Raw genomic sequence first — 17975 nt, 5'->3', positions numbered from 1 at the left:
CCGACGCAGGAGAATCCCGTGAGCACGACCACCACTGCCCTATCGACCGAGACCGCCCGCGTTCTGCGGTCGCTCACCGCCGACGAGATCGTCGCCAACCGCTCGACCCTCGAAGCCGCTGGCATCGCCGCAGCCGACACGCACTACTCGTATGTCGGGCTCGTCGAGCCCGACAAGCGGGAACTGCTCGCCGGCCGCGCTACACCCCGACTCGTGCGGTCGTTCCTCATCGACATGGCGAGCGGGGTCTCTGCGGACGTCGTGGTCGATCCGGAAGCCGGCGCCATCGTGTCGCACCGCGTGCTCGACCCCTCCGTCGACGGCGCCGTGCCCGTCGTGATCAAGGAGTTCGGCTACGTCGACGAGGTCGTCAAGCAGGACGAGCGATGGGTCGCCGCGATGGCGAAGCGGGGCCTCACCGACCTCGCGCAGCTCATCGTGAACCCCCTCTCGGCGGGCGTGCTCGCGGGAGACGAGTCCGGGCACCGCGTGCAGCGCTGCTTCACGTTCGTCTCGACGGGCGCCGACGACCTGGGCTGGGCGCACCCCGTGGACGGGATCGTCGCGATGGTCGACGTGGTGACGGGAGAGGTGCTGGATGTCGTCGACCACGTCGACTACCCCGTGCCGATGGAGGCCGCGTCGTTCCACCTCGAGTCGTGGCGCGGGCCGGACCGTGAAGGCCTGAAAGCCATCGAGATCACCCAGCCCGCGGGCCCGAGCTTCACGATCGACGATGAAGGCGTGCTCGAGTGGGCCGGATGGCGCATGCAGGTCGGCTTCGACCAGCGCGAGGGCCTCATCTTCCACAACGTCGCGATCGGCGACTACACGGCGGGCGACGGCATCCCCGTCATGCGACCCGTGCTCTACCGCGCTTCGATCGCCGAGATGGTCGTGCCCTATGGGGACCCCAGCCCGCAGCGGTGGTTCCAGAACTTCTTCGACTGCGGCGAGTACCTGCTCGGCGGCTTCGCGAACTCGCTCGAACTCGGGTGCGACTGCGTAGGAGACATCACCTACCTCGACGCCACGGTTGCCGCGAACGACGGGACTGTCCACGTCATCCCGCAGGCGATCTGCATTCACGAAGAGGACGCCGGGATCCTCTGGAAGCACACCGACAACTGGAACGGGTCGTCCGAGTCGCGGCGGAACCGCCGGCTCGTCGTGAGCTTCTTCGTCACCGTCGGCAACTACGACTACGGGTTCTACTGGTACTTCGGCCTCGACGGTGCGATCCAGTTCGAGGTGAAGGCGACCGGAGTCGTCTTCACCTCGGCCTACCCCGGCGAGGGCTACCAGTTCGCGACGCAGCTCGCTCCCGGATTGGGCGCGCCGCACCACCAGCACCTCTTCAGCGCGCGGCTCGACACGATGATCGACGGTCTCGACAACGCGGTGGACGAACTCGAGGCTGCACTCGTGCCCGTGGGCCCCGATAACCCGACGGGCACGGGCTTCACGCAGCTCGTGACGCGGCTCGAACGCGAGAGCGACGCACAGCGGGTCGCCGACAACGCGGTCAACCGGGTATGGCGCATCGTCAACCCCACGGTGCGCAACCGCCTCGGGGGCGAGGTCGGGTGGGCGCTCTTCCCCGAGGGCAAGCCTCCCCTGCTCGCCGATCCGTCGAGCGACATCGCGCGCCGCGCGACGTTCGCGACGAAGCACCTGTGGGTGACCGCGTACGAGCCTGCCGAGCTGTATCCGGCGGGCGACTTCGTCAACATGCACCCGGGCGGTGCCGGTCTTCCGGCGTGGACGGCCGCTGATCGGCCGGTCGACACGACCGACATCGTCGTCTGGCACACCTTCGGGCTCACGCACTTCCCCCGTCTCGAGGACTGGCCGATCATGCCGGTCGACACGTGCGGATTCACGCTCAAGCCGCATGACTTCTTCGGCCGCGTGCCGGTCGCCGACATCCCGGCGTCGACGAGCGATCACTGCGCTCCCGGGCACCATCACGCAGGGCACGACGACATGACCCCTGCGGATGCCCACCATCACCACCACGGTCACGAAGAGGACGCGGGGCACTCCGCATGATCGGCTACATCCCCTACGCGGCGGCTCGTTCGACCCAGGCAGACCAACTCAGCGTCGCAGCCGATCGCATCGCATCCCTTGTCGAGGAGTGGCGCGGAGGGGGTGCGCTCACTGGGCCCGGTCCGCTGTTCGTAGGCATCGGGGCGAGTCTCGCCGCCGCATGCGCACCGGTCTGGTCCCTGCGCAAGCGAGGGATCGACGCGTGGCGCCTGAGCGCCGGCGACTTCCCGCTCCCGCTCCCGCATTCTGCGCATCCCGTCATCGGCATCTCGCAGAGCGGCCGCAGCACCGAGACCCTCGCGGCCCTCGACTCCGTCGCCCGCGATCTGCGGTTCGCGGTCGTCAACTCCGTGCCGTCGCCCGTGTCGGAGGCGGCGGCGCGGACGCTGGGGCTCGGCAGCATCCCGGACTCCTACGCCTCGACGATCGGATTCACGGCGACCGTCGTCGCGCTCGGCATGATCGCCGACGCGTGGGACGGCGGGGCGGTCGATCCGGCGTGGCGGGCGCTTCCCGAGCAGGTGGAGCGGCTGGATGCCACGCTCGGCGCCCGCGCCGAGGAGCTCGCAGCGAGCTTCGACGACGCACTGTGGGCGGACTTCGTCGGATCGGGACCGTCCGTGGGATCTGCCGAGGCCGGTGCCCTCCTGTTCCGCGAGGTCGCCCGCATCCCCTCCTCGTCCCTCAGTACGCGGACCTACCTCCACGGGTCCATGGAGTCGGCGAGTGCGACCGGGGTGCACGTGCTGTTCGGCTCCGACCGCGAGGTCGACGTCGCTCGCATGCTCCGCGAGGCCGGCAATCGCGTGATCCTGGTGACGGGAGACGACGTCGGCGAACTCGAGGGGATCGTCGTCATCCGCCTCCCGAAAGCGCCCCCCGGTCCACGAGCGGTGCTCGAGGCCGTCGCGATGCAGTCCCTGGTCGAGGCCGTCGCGCACGCGCGGTCGATCGATATCGAGGAGTTCGTCTTCTTCCACGACGACACGAAGGTCGGATCGGCGGAGGAATCGCGATGAGGCTCCTCGTCGGTCTCGACCTCGGCGGCAGCAAGTCCGCGGTCCTGGCCACGACGACGACCGGCGACGTCGTCGTCGATGTGGTCCATCCGGCGCACGGATGGGATGCCGAGCCGATCGAGTCCGGCGTCGCGTGGGTGCAGGCACTGCTCGCACGGGCACTGCCGCCCGACGGCGACATCGTCGCCCTCGGGATCGGCGCTCAGGGGCTCGACAGCCCGGAGACAGTCCGCTCCTTCACGCGCGCGCTGAGCGACGCCGGCCTGCGGGCCGTCTGCGTCAACGATGCGGCACTCCTCGTGCCCGCCGCTGGGTTCGCGCAGGGCATCGGACTCATCGCGGGAACGGGTGCCATCGGCGTGGGAGCCGATGCGCATGGCGATGCGCTGATCACGGGCGGTTGGGGCTGGGTCCTCGGCGACGACGCGGGCGCCGCCGGACTCGTTCGCGAAGCGACGAAGGCGGCCCTCCTCGCACACGATGACGGCACCCCCGACGACGGTCTGCTGGGCGCCCTGCAGGGCGCGTTCGACGTGGACTCTCCCGAGAGGCTCGCCCGACGGGTGAACGACGAGCCGACGATGGCCAACTGGGCTCCTGCCGCGCGGGCTGTCTTCGCCGCCGCTGACGCCGGATCGACGCTCGCGGCGAGGGTCATCGACGCGGGCGGGGAACATCTCGTCCGACTCGTCGACCAGCTCGTCCGACGGGGAGCCGTGGGCACCGACGTGGTGTGCGCGGGCGGCGTCATCTCGCACCAGCCGCGACTGTTCGATGCCGTGCGCGCGGGCGTCGCTGAGCGGCATCCCGACTTCGCCGTCCACCTGCTCACGCGACCCCCGGTCGTCGGGGCGCTCGCGCTCGCACGCACTCTCATCACGGCCGACACGAAGGAGTAGTCCCATGGCCATCGCGACCCTCAACCCCACGACCGGGATCGTCGAACGCGAGTTCGCCCCGCACACCCCGGACCAGATCGAGCTGATCCTGTCTCGTGCCTCAGCCGCGAACGCGACCATGCGCTCGACGACATTCGCAGAGCGGGCGGGGTGGATGCATCGCGCCGCCGACCTGATGGACGCAGACCTCGATCGGCTCGCCGCCCTCGCCGCGACCGAGATGGGCAAGACCATCGCGACCGCGAAGTACGAGATCGGCAAGTCTGCCAACGGCATGCGCCACTACGCCGACAACGCCGAGCGCTATCTCGCCGACGAGACCCCGGTGGAGCCTTCGACCGTCGGCGCCTCCCGCGCGCGCGTCGTGCACCAGCCGCTGGGAACGGTCCTGGCGGTCATGCCGTGGAACTACCCCTTCTGGCAGGTGATCCGCTTCGCCGCCCCCGCACTCATGGCCGGCAACACCGGTCTGCTCAAGCACGCCTCGTCCGTGCCGCAGGTCGCGCTGTACCTGGGCGAGCTGTTCGAGCGCGCGGGCTTTCCCACGGGCGCATTCCAGACGCTGCTGATCGAGGGGGCCGCAGCATCCCGACTCATCGACGACCGCCGCATCGCCGCCGTGACACTCACCGGGTCCGTGGGCGCCGGGTCCGCCGTCGCCGAGGCCGCCGGCCGCAACATCAAGAAGAGCGTGCTGGAGCTCGGCGGCACGGACGCCTTCATCGTCATGCCGTCGGCGGATGTCGCCCGCGCCGCGGAGTTCGGCGCGAACTCGCGCACGCAGAACTCCGGCCAGTCCTGCATCTGCGCCAAGCGCTTCTACGTGCACACCGACGTCTACGACGAATGGTTCCCGCTCTTCCTCGAGAAGATGCGCTCGACGCTCCCCGGCGACCCGTTCGCAGACGGCACCGGCTTCGGGCCCATGGCGACCGAGCAGGTGCGTGCGGAGGCCCACGAGCTCGTCGAGGACGCGAAGGCGCACGGCGTGACGGTCCACACGGGCGGGGATCTGCCCGCCGGGCCAGGGTGGTTCTATCCCGCCACGGTGCTCACCGGCGTGACACCGGACATGCGCATCTACCGCGAGGAGTGCTTCGGTCCCGTGGCCTGCGTCTACCGGGTCGAGTCGCTCGAGGAAGCCGTGGATCTCGCGAACGACTCCGAGTTCGGCCTGGCTGCATCGGTCTGGACCGGCGACCAGGCCGAGATCGACGCACTGCAGGATTCCCTGCAGTTCGGAGCGGTGTTCGCCAACGGCAACTCGGCGTCGTTCTTCGGGATGCCCTTCGGCGGGGTGAAGGACTCCGGCTACGGCCGCGAACTCGCCGGCAACGGCATCCGCGAGTTCGTGAACGTCAAGACGCTCTGGCAGGCCTGACGGTCAGACCTCGAGCGGCGTGACCGCGGCGACCGCCTCGTCCTCTTCCGTCGCCACGAGCTGACCGCACGCGCCGTCGATCTCTTTGCCGCGCGTGTCGCGGAGCGTCGTGGGGATGCCCTTGGCCTCGAGACGGCGGACGAACTCGTTCTGCACCGACACCTCGGACGCCGTCCAGATCGAGCCCGGCGTCGGGTTGAGCGGGATGGGGTTCACGTGTACCCAACCGCGACCGCGCTCGTTGAGCTTGTCGCCGAGCAGGTCGGCACGCCAGCCGTGATCGTTCATGTCCTTGATGAGCGCGTACTCGATCGACACGCGGCGCTTGGTCTTGTCGAAGTAGGCACGTGCGGCATCGAGCACCTCATCGACCTTCCACCGCGAGTTCACCGGGATGAGCTCGTCGCGCAGCTCGTCGTCGGGTGCGTGCAGCGACAGCGCGAACGTGACCGGGATGTCCTCGTTCGAGAGTTTCGTGATCGCCGGCGCGAGACCCACGGTCGAGACCGTGATGCCGCGCGCACTCATGCCGAGGCCGTGCGTCTTGTCGGTCATGACGCGCACGGCCTGCATGACACGGGCGTAGTTGGCGAGCGGCTCGCCCATGCCCATGAAGACGATGTTCGACACCCGTTCAGCCGAGTGGTCGTCCTTCTTCTTGCCGCCGAGGCCACCGTCGGCGATGAGGCGGTTGGCGCGCACGACCTGCTCGACGATCTCGGCGGACGACATGTTCCGGGTGAGTCCGGCCTGGCCTGTCGCGCAGAACGGGCAGTTCATCCCGCATCCGGCCTGCGACGAGACGCACAGCGTGATGCGGCCGGGGTACCTCATGAGCACGGACTCCACGAGCGCACCGTCGTGCAGCTTCCACAGGAACTTGATCGTGTCGCCGCGGTCGGTCTCGAGGCGTCGGACCTCGGTGAGGAGCGGCGGCAGCATCCCGTGCACGAACTCGTCGCGACCCTCGGCCGGCAGGTCGGTCATGTCGGCGGGGTCGTGCGTCCAGTGCGTGAAGTAGTGCTTCTCGAGCTGCTTCGCCCGGAAGCCCGGAAGCCCGAGCTCCTTGACCTTCTCCACGCGCTGCTCGGGTGTGAGGTCTGCCATGTGCACAGGGGGCTTCCCGCGCTTGGGTGAGGCGAACTGCAGGAGCGGGCGGCCCGCGTCATCCTTCTTCTGCGACCATCCCTCGGTCTTCGGGCGCACCTGGCGCACGCGCGTCTGTTCCGGTTCGGTCGTCATGCTCCCAGGGTAAGGGACGCACCTGCGCGAACGCTGGCGCACTACATGCGGACGGATGGATGGCGCAAGCCCTTGTTTTCTGCGATATTTCTCGCAGAGCATCCGCCGCGAGCCGCCGCGCGCAGTCCCCCGAACCCGCGGCTCCGATGGGAGGCGACTGGGGAGGTCGCATGAGCGCAGGCGTTGCGCGCAGCTCCCCCGCGATGCTCACAGCGCATGCTCCGCGAAGGCCCCGCCCGTGAGTGCGGGGATCTCCGCCTCCACCCTCGTTCCGCGGCTCCTGCTCGGGACTCCGCCAGGCACACGGCACGTGCCGATCGAGGGCACGTGCGTCCTGGTGGACATCTCGGGATTCACGGTCCTCTCCGAACGGCTCGCTTCGGCCGGCAAGCAGGGCACAGAGGAGCTCATCGCGACGCTGTCGCGGGTGTTCACCGTGCTGCTCTCGGCGACGGACGACGGCGGGGACGTGCTCAAGTTCGCCGGCGACGCACTGCTCGTGCTCTACACAGGCGCCGAGCACGAGCGCCGCGCGGCGCACTCCGCGTGGGTCATGCAGCGCGTGCTCGCCGCGATCGGAGACATCCGGCTGCGCACGGCCGCTGCACGGCTGCGGATGTCGGTCGGCATCCGGTCCGGCCGATTCGAGGTCGTGCTGACGGGCTCGCGTACGCGCAGCGCGATCGTCATCGGGGCTGACACGACGCGCGTGCTCGAACTGCAGGCAGCGGCGGGGAGCGGGCAGATCCTCGTGGACGCGACGACGGCTTCAGCGCTCTCGCCGAAGCAGTACGTCGACCACCCGGCCGTCGGTTCCGCGATGCGGCTCGTCTCGGGCGGCGCGGTCCCGGCCGAGTCGCTCATGGCGCTCCACGGGGTCGAGCGGGCGAACGCCGACGCTTTCCTGCCGCGCCCTTTCGCCGAGCGGCCCGATCTGCTGGCCGCCGAGCCCGATCACCGATGGGCAGCAGTCGGATTCGTCGCCGTCACGGGACTCCCGGATGCCGTCGACGAGGCCGTTCTCGACGAGATCGACGCGCTCACGGCAGCCGTCGAGGCGGCAGTCGAGGCGACAGGCACGACGCTTCTCGACATCGACCCCGGCCGCGGGGGTTTCCGGTACTTCCTCACGGCCGGCGCCCCTCGTGCCGTCGAGGATCCCGAGGGGAGCCTCGTGACGGCGCTGCATCGGATCGTCGCGACGGACACGCGGTTCGACATCAAGGCAGGGGCGGCGGCCGGACGCGTCTTCGCGGGCTTCGTCGGGGCCCCCTTCCGTCAGACGTACACCACCATGGGCGATACGACGAACCTCGCCGCCAGACTGACCTCCCACGCGCCCGAGGGAACCGTCGTGGTGACGCGCGAGGTCGCTGCGCGGGCGCGCGTGCAGGTGACGGCCGAGGACGCGCGCGAGATCACGGTCAAAGGCAAGAGCAAGCCGATCGCCATCGCCACCGTCGCTGCAGTCGGTGAACGGATGAGGCGTGCGCCGGCCGAGTCCCCGTTCGTCGGCCGCGACGAGCAGATCGCGCAGCTGTCCATCCGACGCGACACCGACTCGCCATCCGTGATCGTGACTGTCACGGGTCCCGCAGGAATCGGCAAGACGTCACTCATCGACGAGGTCTTCGCCGATCGGGCCGTCCTGCGGATCACCGGCGACCGGTTCGCGGCGGGCACCGCGTACGGCGCGCTGCGCGGTCTGCTGCGCCCGCTCCTCGGAATCCCGGCCGAAGCTTCACCGGCCGAAGCCGGCCGTACGCTCGAGCATCGTCTGCGCGCACTCACGCCGGATCTGCTTCCGTGGGCGGGGCTCCTGGCCGACATGATCGGCGCCGACTGCGCGGAGAGTCCCGCGGTGCGCGCGCTCGACGACGCATACCGCGTGGAACGCGCCCACGCGGTGCTGGGCGAAGTGCTGGGTGCCGCTCTGCCACCCGACAGCGTCATCGTCGTCGACGATGCGCAGTGGATCGACGCCGCGTCGGCCGCCGCGGTCGGCGTCGTGCTGCCGAGCCCCGGGGGGCGCGCCGTGGTCCTGCGCCGCGAGAGCGCCGCGACGTCCGACGTGGCCGGCGAGGACGCGGACACGATCGGGCTCGGTCCCCTGAGCGACGAGGACGCCACGATGCTCGTCGAGTCCGTGATGGGGCGGTCGCCGCATCCCGCCGACCTCGCGCGCATCCTGGAAAGAGCGGGAGGAAACCCGCTGTACCTCGTCGAGCTCGCCGCGACCGGCGCCGACGACGACGAACCGCGGACTCTCGACGAGCTCATCGGCGAGCGCATCGACGGCTTGAGCGAGCACGACCGGCATATCGTGCGCGCGACCGCGGTCCTGGGCCTGCGGGTGCCGCGTGCCCTGTTCGAGCAGTGCGTCGGTGCGGTGGAGTTCACCGAGTCCGACCCGCTCGGCGAGATCCTGCGGCTGGATGACGCGGGCGCGGGATCCACGATCGCGTTCCGCAGCGAGCTGTACCGGGATGTCGCCTACGATCAGCTCGCCTTCCAAGAGCGACGGCGGCTGCATGCGGTCGCCGCGAAGGCGATCGCGGCGGACCCCGCCCTGGCCGCCGGCGCCGCCGACGCGATGCTGGCCGTCCATTTCGAGGCGAACGGCGACTGGCTGGCGGCGGCCGATGCGGCGCGCCGCAACGCTGAGGCGGCCGAGCGCGCGCACGCGATGGAGGACGCCGTCGCGTCCTATCGCGCCGCCGTCGCGGCGACGCGGCGGGCGCGTGCGCCGCGCGCCGCGCTCAGAGACCTCTGCGAGCTGCTCGCGAGCGCCTGCTACCGATGCGGACGCACCGTCGAGGCGATCGATGCCCTGGATGAAGCACGACGCCTCGCGGACTCGCCGCTGGTGCGGGCGCGCATCGACTGCGAGCGCGCACACAGCCTCAATCACCTCGGAAGGCCCGTCGAAGCGGGGGCGGTACTGCGCCGGGCGCGGCGTGCGGCGCGTTCCGCAGGCGAATCCGGGCGCACTCTCGAGGCGAGGATCCTCGTCGTCGACGCAGCCATGCGCATGCGTCAGTCGAGGTGGAGCGACCTGCTCCACCTCAGCCGCGAGGCCATCGAGCTGCTCGAAGGCCACGCCGACAGCGCTGAGGCGAAAGGCGTGCTCGCGGACGCCTACCGCTACCACGACATCGCCGCGAGTGAGATCGACGGCGACGATGCGATGGTGCACCTGCAGAAGGCGCTCGATCTCTACGAAGAGCTGGGAGATGCGATCTCCGCCTCGAAGGTGCTGACGCTCATCGGAATCCGCGCGTACTTCCGCGGGGCGTGGTCGGCCGCGGCATCCCTCTACTCCCGCGCGCAGGACGCGTCAGAGGCCGCCGGTCATACGGTGGGCGCGGCGATCGACGCCGCGAACACCGCCGAGATCCTGATCGATCAGGGCAAGATCGACCTCGCGCGTCCGCTGCTGCGACGCGCGGCCCGCGTCTTCGATGCGGCGGCCGACACGTATCTCGTCGCATTCGTCGAGGGCTTCCAGGGAAGGGCGCTCCTGCGCGAGGGCGACCCGCGCGGCGCCATCGCCTCCTTCGACGCCGCGGCACGGCAGTTCGACGAGCTCGGTGAGACGGAGTCGGTGCTCGACGTCCGGGTGCGGCGCATCGAAGCCCTCCTGGACCTCGGAGAGACCGAGGCCGCACGCGGGGCGATCGCCGCCGTCGAGCCGGCCGTCGGCGAGGAGGGCATCCTCGGCAGTCAACTCCTGCGCCATCGGGCGCGCTTGGCCGAGAGCCAGGGCGATGACGGCCTCGCCCTCACGTTGAGCAAGAAGGCGGTGGATGCCGCGGGCTCCACCCTCTTCGAGCGCGCGCTGTGCCTCGCGCAGACGGCGCGCCTGACCGGTTCGACCGGCGCCCTCCTGCGCGCCGAAGCCGAGACGATCCTCAAGGAGCTCGGGGTGGCCGATATCCCCGCGCTCCTCGACTCCACCGCGCCATCCCCTATCGCCCACCCGACGCACGAAGAAGTGGTCTCCTGATGAACGCCTCCGCTCTCCGTCCACCCCTCGCCCTCGGTGCCGTCGCCGCCCTCCTCATCGCGGGCCTCGTCGCCGTTCCCACGACCGGTCCTGCTGCTGCGGCGGTCGACGATCCGGAGTCGTTCTCCGTGTCGCGCGCGGATCAGGGCGTATCGCACGAGCCGAGCCTCAGCTCCGATGGCCAGCACGTCGCGTTCACGTCGACGGAGGCGCTCTCGCCTCTCGACACGAACGGCGTGACCGATGTGTACGTCTCCTCCGCCGTGGAAGGGTCGAGCGACCCGTTCTCAGGACCGCCCGAACTCATCAGCGTTGCGGATGGCGCCGACACCGCCGGCGACGGCGCGAGCTTCGAACCCACGACGAGCGCGGACGGACGATTCATCGCGTTCACGAGCCGCGCCGGGGATCTCGTCCCGACCGGAGCAGCCGGCGGGGCGTCGAACATCTACGTGCGGGACACGCTTCTGGGCACCACGACGCTCCTCGCCCCCGCGGGTGTGACACCCGACGGCGACTCGTTCGGCGCGGACATCAGCGACGACGGGCAATGGATCGTGTTCACGTCCCGGGCGACGAACCTCGTCGCGGGCGACGCCGACGGCTCGTCGGACGTCATCGTCGCCGACCGGGACGCCGACGGCGACGGCGCGTACACGACCGTCTCGCTGCGATCGGCGACGGCGGATCGGGAGGGTGACAACGGCGACACGGCGATCAGCGGCAATGGTCGATTCCTGCTGTACCGGTCGACGTACATCGATCCCATCCCCGGTCGTCCTGCGGGTGGGTGGCTGACCCGTGCCCGCGTCTCCGATCTCTCCACCACGAAGAACCTCGGCCGATACACGACGGCGAGCGCGATCGACGCGACCGGCTCGGTCGTCGTGGCCGCGGAGAGCGGAACCGGGTGCGGAAGCGGGGGGATCACCGCGATGAGCTTCCTCACCGAGGAGCTGTTCTTCGGCGTGATGGTCGCTCCCGGGGAGTACTGGGCGAACGGGTCCATCACGGACATCGACCTTTCGGCCGACGGTTCGACGGTCGCGTGGTCATCGACGCAGCCGAGCACCGCCGCTCAGCCCGTCGCCCTTGACAAGCCCGTCGTCCGACTGGCGACGCCGATCTGGCGTGCAGCCTGGACCGCATCGGCGACCGACACCATCGTGTGCGACACCTACGCTCCCGCTGAGGTCGACGAGATCGGCGAGGGGAGCGATCCCAGCGTCTCCGCATCGGGGCGCACCGTCGCCTTCACCGCGGACCTCGACGCCCCGGAGCCGGCGGCATCATCCGAGGTGAACGCGGTCGATCGCCATACCAACGAGGGACTCGCCGTGAGCTCGGTCATCGGACTGACCGACCCGCCGAGCTTCATGACGTCCTTCGACACCGCCGAGATCTCGTCGGCGACGATCCGCGACTACGGCTCGGCGCTGGCGAACGCTCCGATCCACAAGACCCCCATTCACAAGACCCCGATCCACAAGACTCCCATTCACAAGACCCCGATCCACAAGACCCCCATTCACAAGGCCCCGATCCACAAGACCCCCATCCACAAGACCGACATCCCGGGAGGCTGGGCCGAGCTGCTGGTGGCAACGCCGTTCGAGAACGCTTCCCCGTTGACTCTGACGCTCGGCGAAGTGCTGGACTGGGCGGAAGCGACGGTCGCCGATGCCGCCGCGCCCCCTGAAGCGCGTGTCGCGGCGCAGCGCATCCTTGATCTCACCCTCGAGGACATCGATCTCGAGGCCAGCGGGATCGGCGCACTCACCCTCGGCGCACTGGTGCTCGGAGCCGCGCCCCTGTCGGAGGTGCGCATCGGCCCGAGCGACGATCCGGTCGCCGACTGGCAGGCGGTCGTCGCCGCGCAGGGGGTCGACGTCACGGTCGTCGACGACACCGAGCTCGCCGAACTCGACTATGCCGGCGTCGACATCTCGCAGACGGGCGTCGAGCGCGTTCCTCTCGCATCCCTTCCGATCGCCGCGACGAACCTCGACGTCTTCGACCTCGACGATCTGCTGCTGGACGGCACGGTCCTGGGCGAGCTCGACCTCGCCGCGCTCTCGAATGCCGGTGCTCTGTTCACCGGACCGTTGACCGGGACGGTCGGCACGGCGGTCGCGGCGGGACTCGCGAGGCCAGGCATCACGGCCGCTGACCTCGCAGCGGCCGTCCCGTCGTCCATCGTGCTCGGCGACGTGCTCGCAGCGCTCCTCGATCGAGCGAGCTATCCGTGGGAGCAGATCTCTCCCACCGCCCTCGACGCTGCGCAGGCCGAATCGATCTCGTCCTGGGAGTGCGCCAACCTGACCTGCAACCACCTCGTGCGGTTCCGGTACACGTTCGACGCCGCCCCCGGCGAGTCGATCGACTTCCCGCAGGCGGTCGCCGAACTCCTCATGCCGGCCGGCACCAGCCCGAGCAACCCGATCCATCGTGACGGGTCGGGCCCGACGCGGTCCGACAAGCGCGACACGGACTTCGTCCGCGGATCGGAGTACTCGACGTTCCGCTCCGAGGCGCGATTCCCGCTGGGCGACGTCCGATCCGGAACGGTCGTGAACGTCGACACCACATTCACGATCACCTCGACGCCCGGAGACGGCGCCTCGACCGCCACCCTCCGCGTCGGCGAGAAGACGGCGTCGGATTCCCTCTTCTACGGCATGCCGCTCGACGGGCTCGACGTCGCCGGGCGCAACCGCGTGGACGGCGAATGGGTGGAGGACCTCGACGGCCCGACGCGCCTGACCGAAGGGATGATCTATTACGAGTGGATCTCGCCGCTGTACCGAGGACTCGACGATGACGGGCAGCCGACCGAAGGGCCGGCCGCGGACGAGGACTGGTACCTGGTCACCCCGCCGCGGGCGGACGAGCGTCTCGTGGTGTCGACGAACGCGACGGACGGCCAGCTCGCTCTCGCGCTCTACCGAGACGAGACCAGCACAACCTCCCTCGGAACACCGACCGCAGGTACGGCGCCGGGGACGGGGGTGGCGGAGCAGGCGCCCGGGCTGTCGGGCGATCCCGCCACGTCGGGCTCCGACACCGTCCAGCAGGTCGAAGGCCACGTGCTCCTCGATCAGGAGTCGATGTCCGGAACGGGGAGCGCTTCGGTCCAGACCGACGTCTCGCAGTCCGGCGAAGGGGACCTGCTCCTGCGCGTCACGAGCGGCAACGGCGACCCGAGTGCCGCTCTGTACGCGCTGCGCGTCCAATACCTCGAGGAGCCGGCCGGGCCACGGTGCGCGCCGTGGAGTCCTGCGCAGGTCGCCGATCCAGGGGTCCTCGGCGCAGACGACGGGCTGACCGACGAGACGAACACGCTCTACCTCGTCGACACCCAGCGCTTCGGGGACACGTGGGGCGCGGCGTCCGCCGCGGATGTTCGCGCCGCACTCGCGACGATGGACGGAGTCAACGGTGTGCACGGCGCGGTGATATCGGTCGATGCGTCGGAGTCCGTGCGTGCTGCGCGGCTCGCGCTCGATTCGGACCCGTGCTCGATGTCGGCGCGCGCCGAGCTGACGAAGCAGATCAACCGTCACGTCTCCGCCGTCGTCGGCGCACGGTCTTCGCAGATCACGTCGATCGTCGTGGTGGGCGGCGATGACATCGTCCCGATGGCCCCGGTCGCCGAGCACATCGATCAGCACAGCGAGCAGTCCCACGCCGCCGAGCTGCGGCGCACGACACAGGCCGACGGATCGGCATGCCCCCCGTCCGTCGCCGACGGCGCGATCGATCCCTGTGGGACGCCGATCCAGGCGGCCGCGGCGACCCGGCACATCCTCACCGATGACCCGTACGGTCTCGCTTCCGCCTACGACACCGTCGGAGGAACCCTCTACGTGCCGTCCGTCGCCCTCGGGCGGCTGACGGAGCAGCCCGCTCAGATCCTCTCGACGATCGAGCGCTTCGCACAGAGCGACGGCGTGCTCCAAGCGGACTCGACACTCACGGGCGGCTACGGCGCATGGGCGGAGCTGCCGGATCTCGTGACGGAGGGCCTGGCGTGGCGCAACCCGACGGACGACTCGCTCGGCACGTCGTGGGACAAGAGCGCCGTGGCCGATGCACTGTTCCCGGCCGGCGATTCCGCGGCAGGGGTCGTGTCGATCAACGCGCACTTCAGCGAGCGCGCGCTGCTCCCGGGCATCCCGAACGCGGCCGACAACGTCTTCACGCCCGACGACCTGTTCACCGCGGAATCGGTGACGGACACGGCATCCATCGCGGGCTCACTGCTGTTCACGATCGGCTGCCACGCCGGATCGCAGCTGCCGGCGGCGTACTACGGCCCCGACGCCCGAGACTGGGTGGACGTGTTCTCGGATGCGGCCGGCTTCGTCGGCAACACGGGCTATGGTCTGGCCAGTGACACCCGGACCGCCTTGAGCGAACGGCTGCTCGGTCTCTACGCGGATTGGCTCGGAGTCACCGCGGACGAGGGCGACCTCACGACCGGCGAGTCGCTCGTGCAGGCGAAGCGGGCTTACCTCGCTCAGCTCGGCGTGTACGGCGGCTACGACGAGAAGGTGCTCATGCAGGCCGTCTACTACGGACTGCCGATGTACACGCTCGCGCAGACCGGCGAGCCGAAGTCCGCTCCGCTGCCTGAGCTGCCGGCCGGACTCGAGGATACGCGCGACATCGAGGGCGACCTGCTGGGCGCTTCCCTTCGCCTCCGCCCCGAGCTCACCGTCCGGTCGGACGAGGACGGCACGAGTCATGTCGTCGCCGACGGTGATGAGGTTGCCCTCGCGATCGTGGCGGGCGAGCCCGTCCTGCCGAAGCTGACCTACCGGCTCGATGCGGCGCCGGAAGGCACGAAGGCGCGCGGGGCGATCATCCGCGATGTCACGTCGCAGTTCTCCGACGAGCTCACGCCGACGCTCGCCGACCTGAGCGTCGGCGTCGACGACCGGGACGATGCGACACGATCCGACATCGCATTCCCCTCGACGTTCGCGCACGTCACCGCGCAGGAGACGCCCGACGGCGTGCAGGACCTGCTCGTCGTGACCCCTGCGCGAGCGCAGGCCCGGGTGGGTGGCACGGGAACGTACGAGATGTTCACGGATCTCACGATCGACGTGGTCTACGGGGATGCCGCGAGCGACGACGACATCGTGCCGTTCGCCGCGTCGACCGACGTGACGCGCCGCGGCGCGACCGCGTACCTCGACGTGCGGCCGGACGGGACGGGGAGCGACGTCACGGCCGTCCTCGCTCTGGTGCAGGAGAAGGGATCGACCGAATGGACGCCGTACCCCCTCACGAAGGGCACCGACGCCTGGTCCGCCGCCATTCCGATCGCCGGCGAGTTCCGCTGGTTCCTGCAGATCGTCGATGCGGCGGGCAACGTCGGCGTCGACACAGCCCGCGGCCACCTCGACTCGTGGGGCGCTGAGGCGCCCGTGATCGGCGACCTGGGACCGGATGCCCCGCTGACGGCGGGCGAGCGCCTGCAGCGGTCCGTCGACATCACCGGCGTCGACGTCGACGACCGTTTGACGGCGACCTTCTCGGTGACGCGCGCCGACGGCACCGCCATCGCGACGGGCGCCGTCCCGGTCAATCCCGGCGCAGACGGCGCGACCCGCGCGACACTCGACGTCGTCGCGACCGAACCGGGATCGCAGGTCCTGACGCTGACGGCCTGCCGCGGCGGTGCGTGCGACGCCGAGACGCTCGTGCTCGATGTCGCTCCACCCAATCGTGCGCCGACGGCGACGGTGACCGTGACCTCCGACACGGAAGTCATCGATCTGTCGTCGACGTTGACCGCCCATGCGACGACGAGCGACGAGGACGGGGATGACGTCGTGATCACCTATCGGTGGCTGCGCAACGGCGCCGGGATCGAGGGTGCGACGTCCGACACGCTCGTGCTCGCCGAGCACGCGCAGGCGGAGGACGTCATCACCGTCGAAGCGTCTGCGAGCGACGGCGATCTCGTCAGCGGCGACGCGCGGGCGACGGTGCTCGTCGTGAAGACGCCCGACCCCCCGACGATCACGGCGGTCGCGACGAATGCGCTCGGCACGTACGCGTCGGGCACGTGGAGCCGCTCCGCCGTCACCATCGCGTACACGTGCACGTCGGGTGTCGAGGTCACGACGTGTCCGCCCGCGCGGACCGTGTCCGCCGACACGGGTGCGACGCCTCTGGTCATCACGGGCACCGTCCGCGACGCGCTGGGCCGCGAGAGCACCACGACGACCGCGGTGCTCGTCGACAAGACTCCTCCGGTCCTCGCGCCGACCGTCACGCCGAACCGCGTGGAGGTCGGTCAGACGGCCACGGCAGCGGCCAACGCCACCGACACCGGCTCCGGCGTCTCTCCCGGCTCGGCGACGTGCACGTCACCCGTGACGAGCACTCCCGGCGAGTACACCGTGTCGTGCTCGGCGATCGATGTCGCCGGCAATCCGGCATCCGCGGCGGCGAACTACTCCGTGACCGCACCCGCCGCGACGACGTGCAAGCGCGGTCAGGACCGTGTCATGATGCCGCCCGTCAACGCCGACGGCACGAGCGTCTTCCTGCGCCTGTCGGCTGTTCCGCTGCTGTTCACCGCCTGCGACCGCACGGGCAAGCCGATCGGCACGAGCGGGTTCGTCAAGAGCATCACCCAGGTCTCGGTGGTGCCGCTGCCGTCGACGGCGAAGGTCAACGAGATCCTCTACATCTTGCCGACGGTCAAACCGCTCTACGTCAAGGCGACGGGTCTGTGGGTGGGCTCGATCGGATCCGCGTCGCTCGCCGGCGGCAAGAAGTACACGTACCGTGTCACCCTCGCCGACGGCACGTCGTTCACCTTCACCTTCGGAGTGCGCTGATGACGGATGCACAGGAGGACCCCACCGCCGCACTCGCGGCCGAGATGCTCGACGAGGTCGCGACCGAGATCGACCGCGCGGACCAGAAGGCATCGCTGCTCATCGGCAGCCTCGGGATCGCCTTCAGCATCGTGCTGAGCGCGACGATCGGGGGCGACTGGTCGCCGCTCGCGCTCCCGGCCGCCGGATTGACCGTGTGGCTGGTCGGCGCGCTCACCGCGAGCGCGTCGGTGGTCGCGGCCGCGCTCGCGGTGTGGCCGCGACTGAGCAAGGGCCCGGGGCCCGGGGCGATCACGTACTGGGGTCAGGTGCGGGGCATGACCTCGCCCGCCGAGGTCGCCCAGGCGCTCGCCGAGCGCGGGCTGCAGCCGCCGGAGCGCACATACCAGCAGCTCCTGGTGCTGTCTGCCGTCGTCCAGCGCAAATACCGCTGCATCCGGTGGTCGATGGTGCTGGCAGGGGTGGGGATCGTGCTCGTCGCGGCGGCGCATTTCCTCTCCCCCTGATGCGTCGGCA

General features: G+C 70.1%; 8 protein-coding genes. 7 read left to right on the top strand and 1 reads right to left on the bottom strand.

Annotated features, from left to right (window positions below; genetic code table 11):
• Window positions 1–18: 18 nt before the first annotated feature.
• The 4 genes from MA876_RS05930 to MA876_RS05915 are packed head-to-tail and all read left to right on the top strand — an operon-like array spanning window position 19 to window position 5351.
• On the top strand, window positions 19–2052 hold the full coding sequence (locus MA876_RS05930; protein WP_248146887.1) for a primary-amine oxidase: 2034 nt from the start codon (window positions 19–21) through the stop codon (window positions 2050–2052).
• The gene (locus tag MA876_RS05925; RefSeq protein WP_248146886.1) at window positions 2049–3071 is read left to right on the top strand and encodes an SIS domain-containing protein; all 1023 of its coding nucleotides are present in this window, start codon (window positions 2049–2051) and stop codon (window positions 3069–3071) included. Before MA876_RS05930 ends, MA876_RS05925 begins: the two co-directional genes overlap by 4 nt.
• A complete protein-coding gene (locus MA876_RS05920) occupies window positions 3068–3970 on the top strand; it encodes an N-acetylglucosamine kinase (protein WP_248146884.1) in 903 nt (300 codons plus the stop codon). The genes MA876_RS05925 and MA876_RS05920 overlap by 4 nt, the downstream gene beginning before the upstream one ends.
• A 4-nt stretch (window positions 3971–3974) precedes the next feature.
• Window positions 3975–5351 (top strand): NAD-dependent succinate-semialdehyde dehydrogenase, encoded by a 1377-nt coding sequence (locus tag MA876_RS05915; protein ID WP_248146883.1) that lies wholly within the window; start codon window positions 3975–3977, stop codon window positions 5349–5351.
• Window positions 5352–5354: 3 nt separating this feature from the next.
• Here MA876_RS05915 and rlmN read toward each other — a convergent pair whose 3' ends face one another.
• Window positions 5355–6593 (bottom strand): dual-specificity RNA methyltransferase RlmN, encoded by a 1239-nt coding sequence (gene rlmN, locus MA876_RS05910; protein ID WP_248146881.1) that lies wholly within the window; start codon window positions 6591–6593, stop codon window positions 5355–5357.
• Window positions 6594–6831: 238 nt separating this feature from the next.
• Between rlmN and MA876_RS05905 the strand changes: the two genes are divergently transcribed.
• The 3 genes from MA876_RS05905 to MA876_RS05895 are packed head-to-tail and all read left to right on the top strand — an operon-like array spanning window position 6832 to window position 17965.
• Window positions 6832–10599 carry an AAA family ATPase gene (locus MA876_RS05905; protein WP_248146879.1) on the top strand — a complete coding sequence of 1256 codons (3768 nt, stop codon included), beginning with the start codon at window positions 6832–6834 and terminating at the stop codon, window positions 10597–10599.
• Window positions 10599–17459: a hypothetical protein gene (locus MA876_RS05900; RefSeq protein WP_248146877.1), complete on the top strand. Its 6861-nt coding sequence runs from the start codon at window positions 10599–10601 to the stop codon at window positions 17457–17459. The genes MA876_RS05905 and MA876_RS05900 overlap by 1 nt, the downstream gene beginning before the upstream one ends.
• The gene (locus MA876_RS05895; protein ID WP_248146875.1) at window positions 17459–17965 is read left to right on the top strand and encodes a Pycsar system effector family protein; all 507 of its coding nucleotides are present in this window, start codon (window positions 17459–17461) and stop codon (window positions 17963–17965) included. Before MA876_RS05900 ends, MA876_RS05895 begins: the two co-directional genes overlap by 1 nt.
• The last annotated feature ends 10 nt before the right edge of the window (window positions 17966–17975 follow it).

This window comes from Microbacterium aoyamense, from assembly GCF_023155855.1.
Lineage (GTDB): Bacteria > Actinomycetota > Actinomycetes > Actinomycetales > Microbacteriaceae > Microbacterium > Microbacterium aoyamense.
This window is presented reverse-complemented; position numbering and strand designations above follow the sequence as displayed.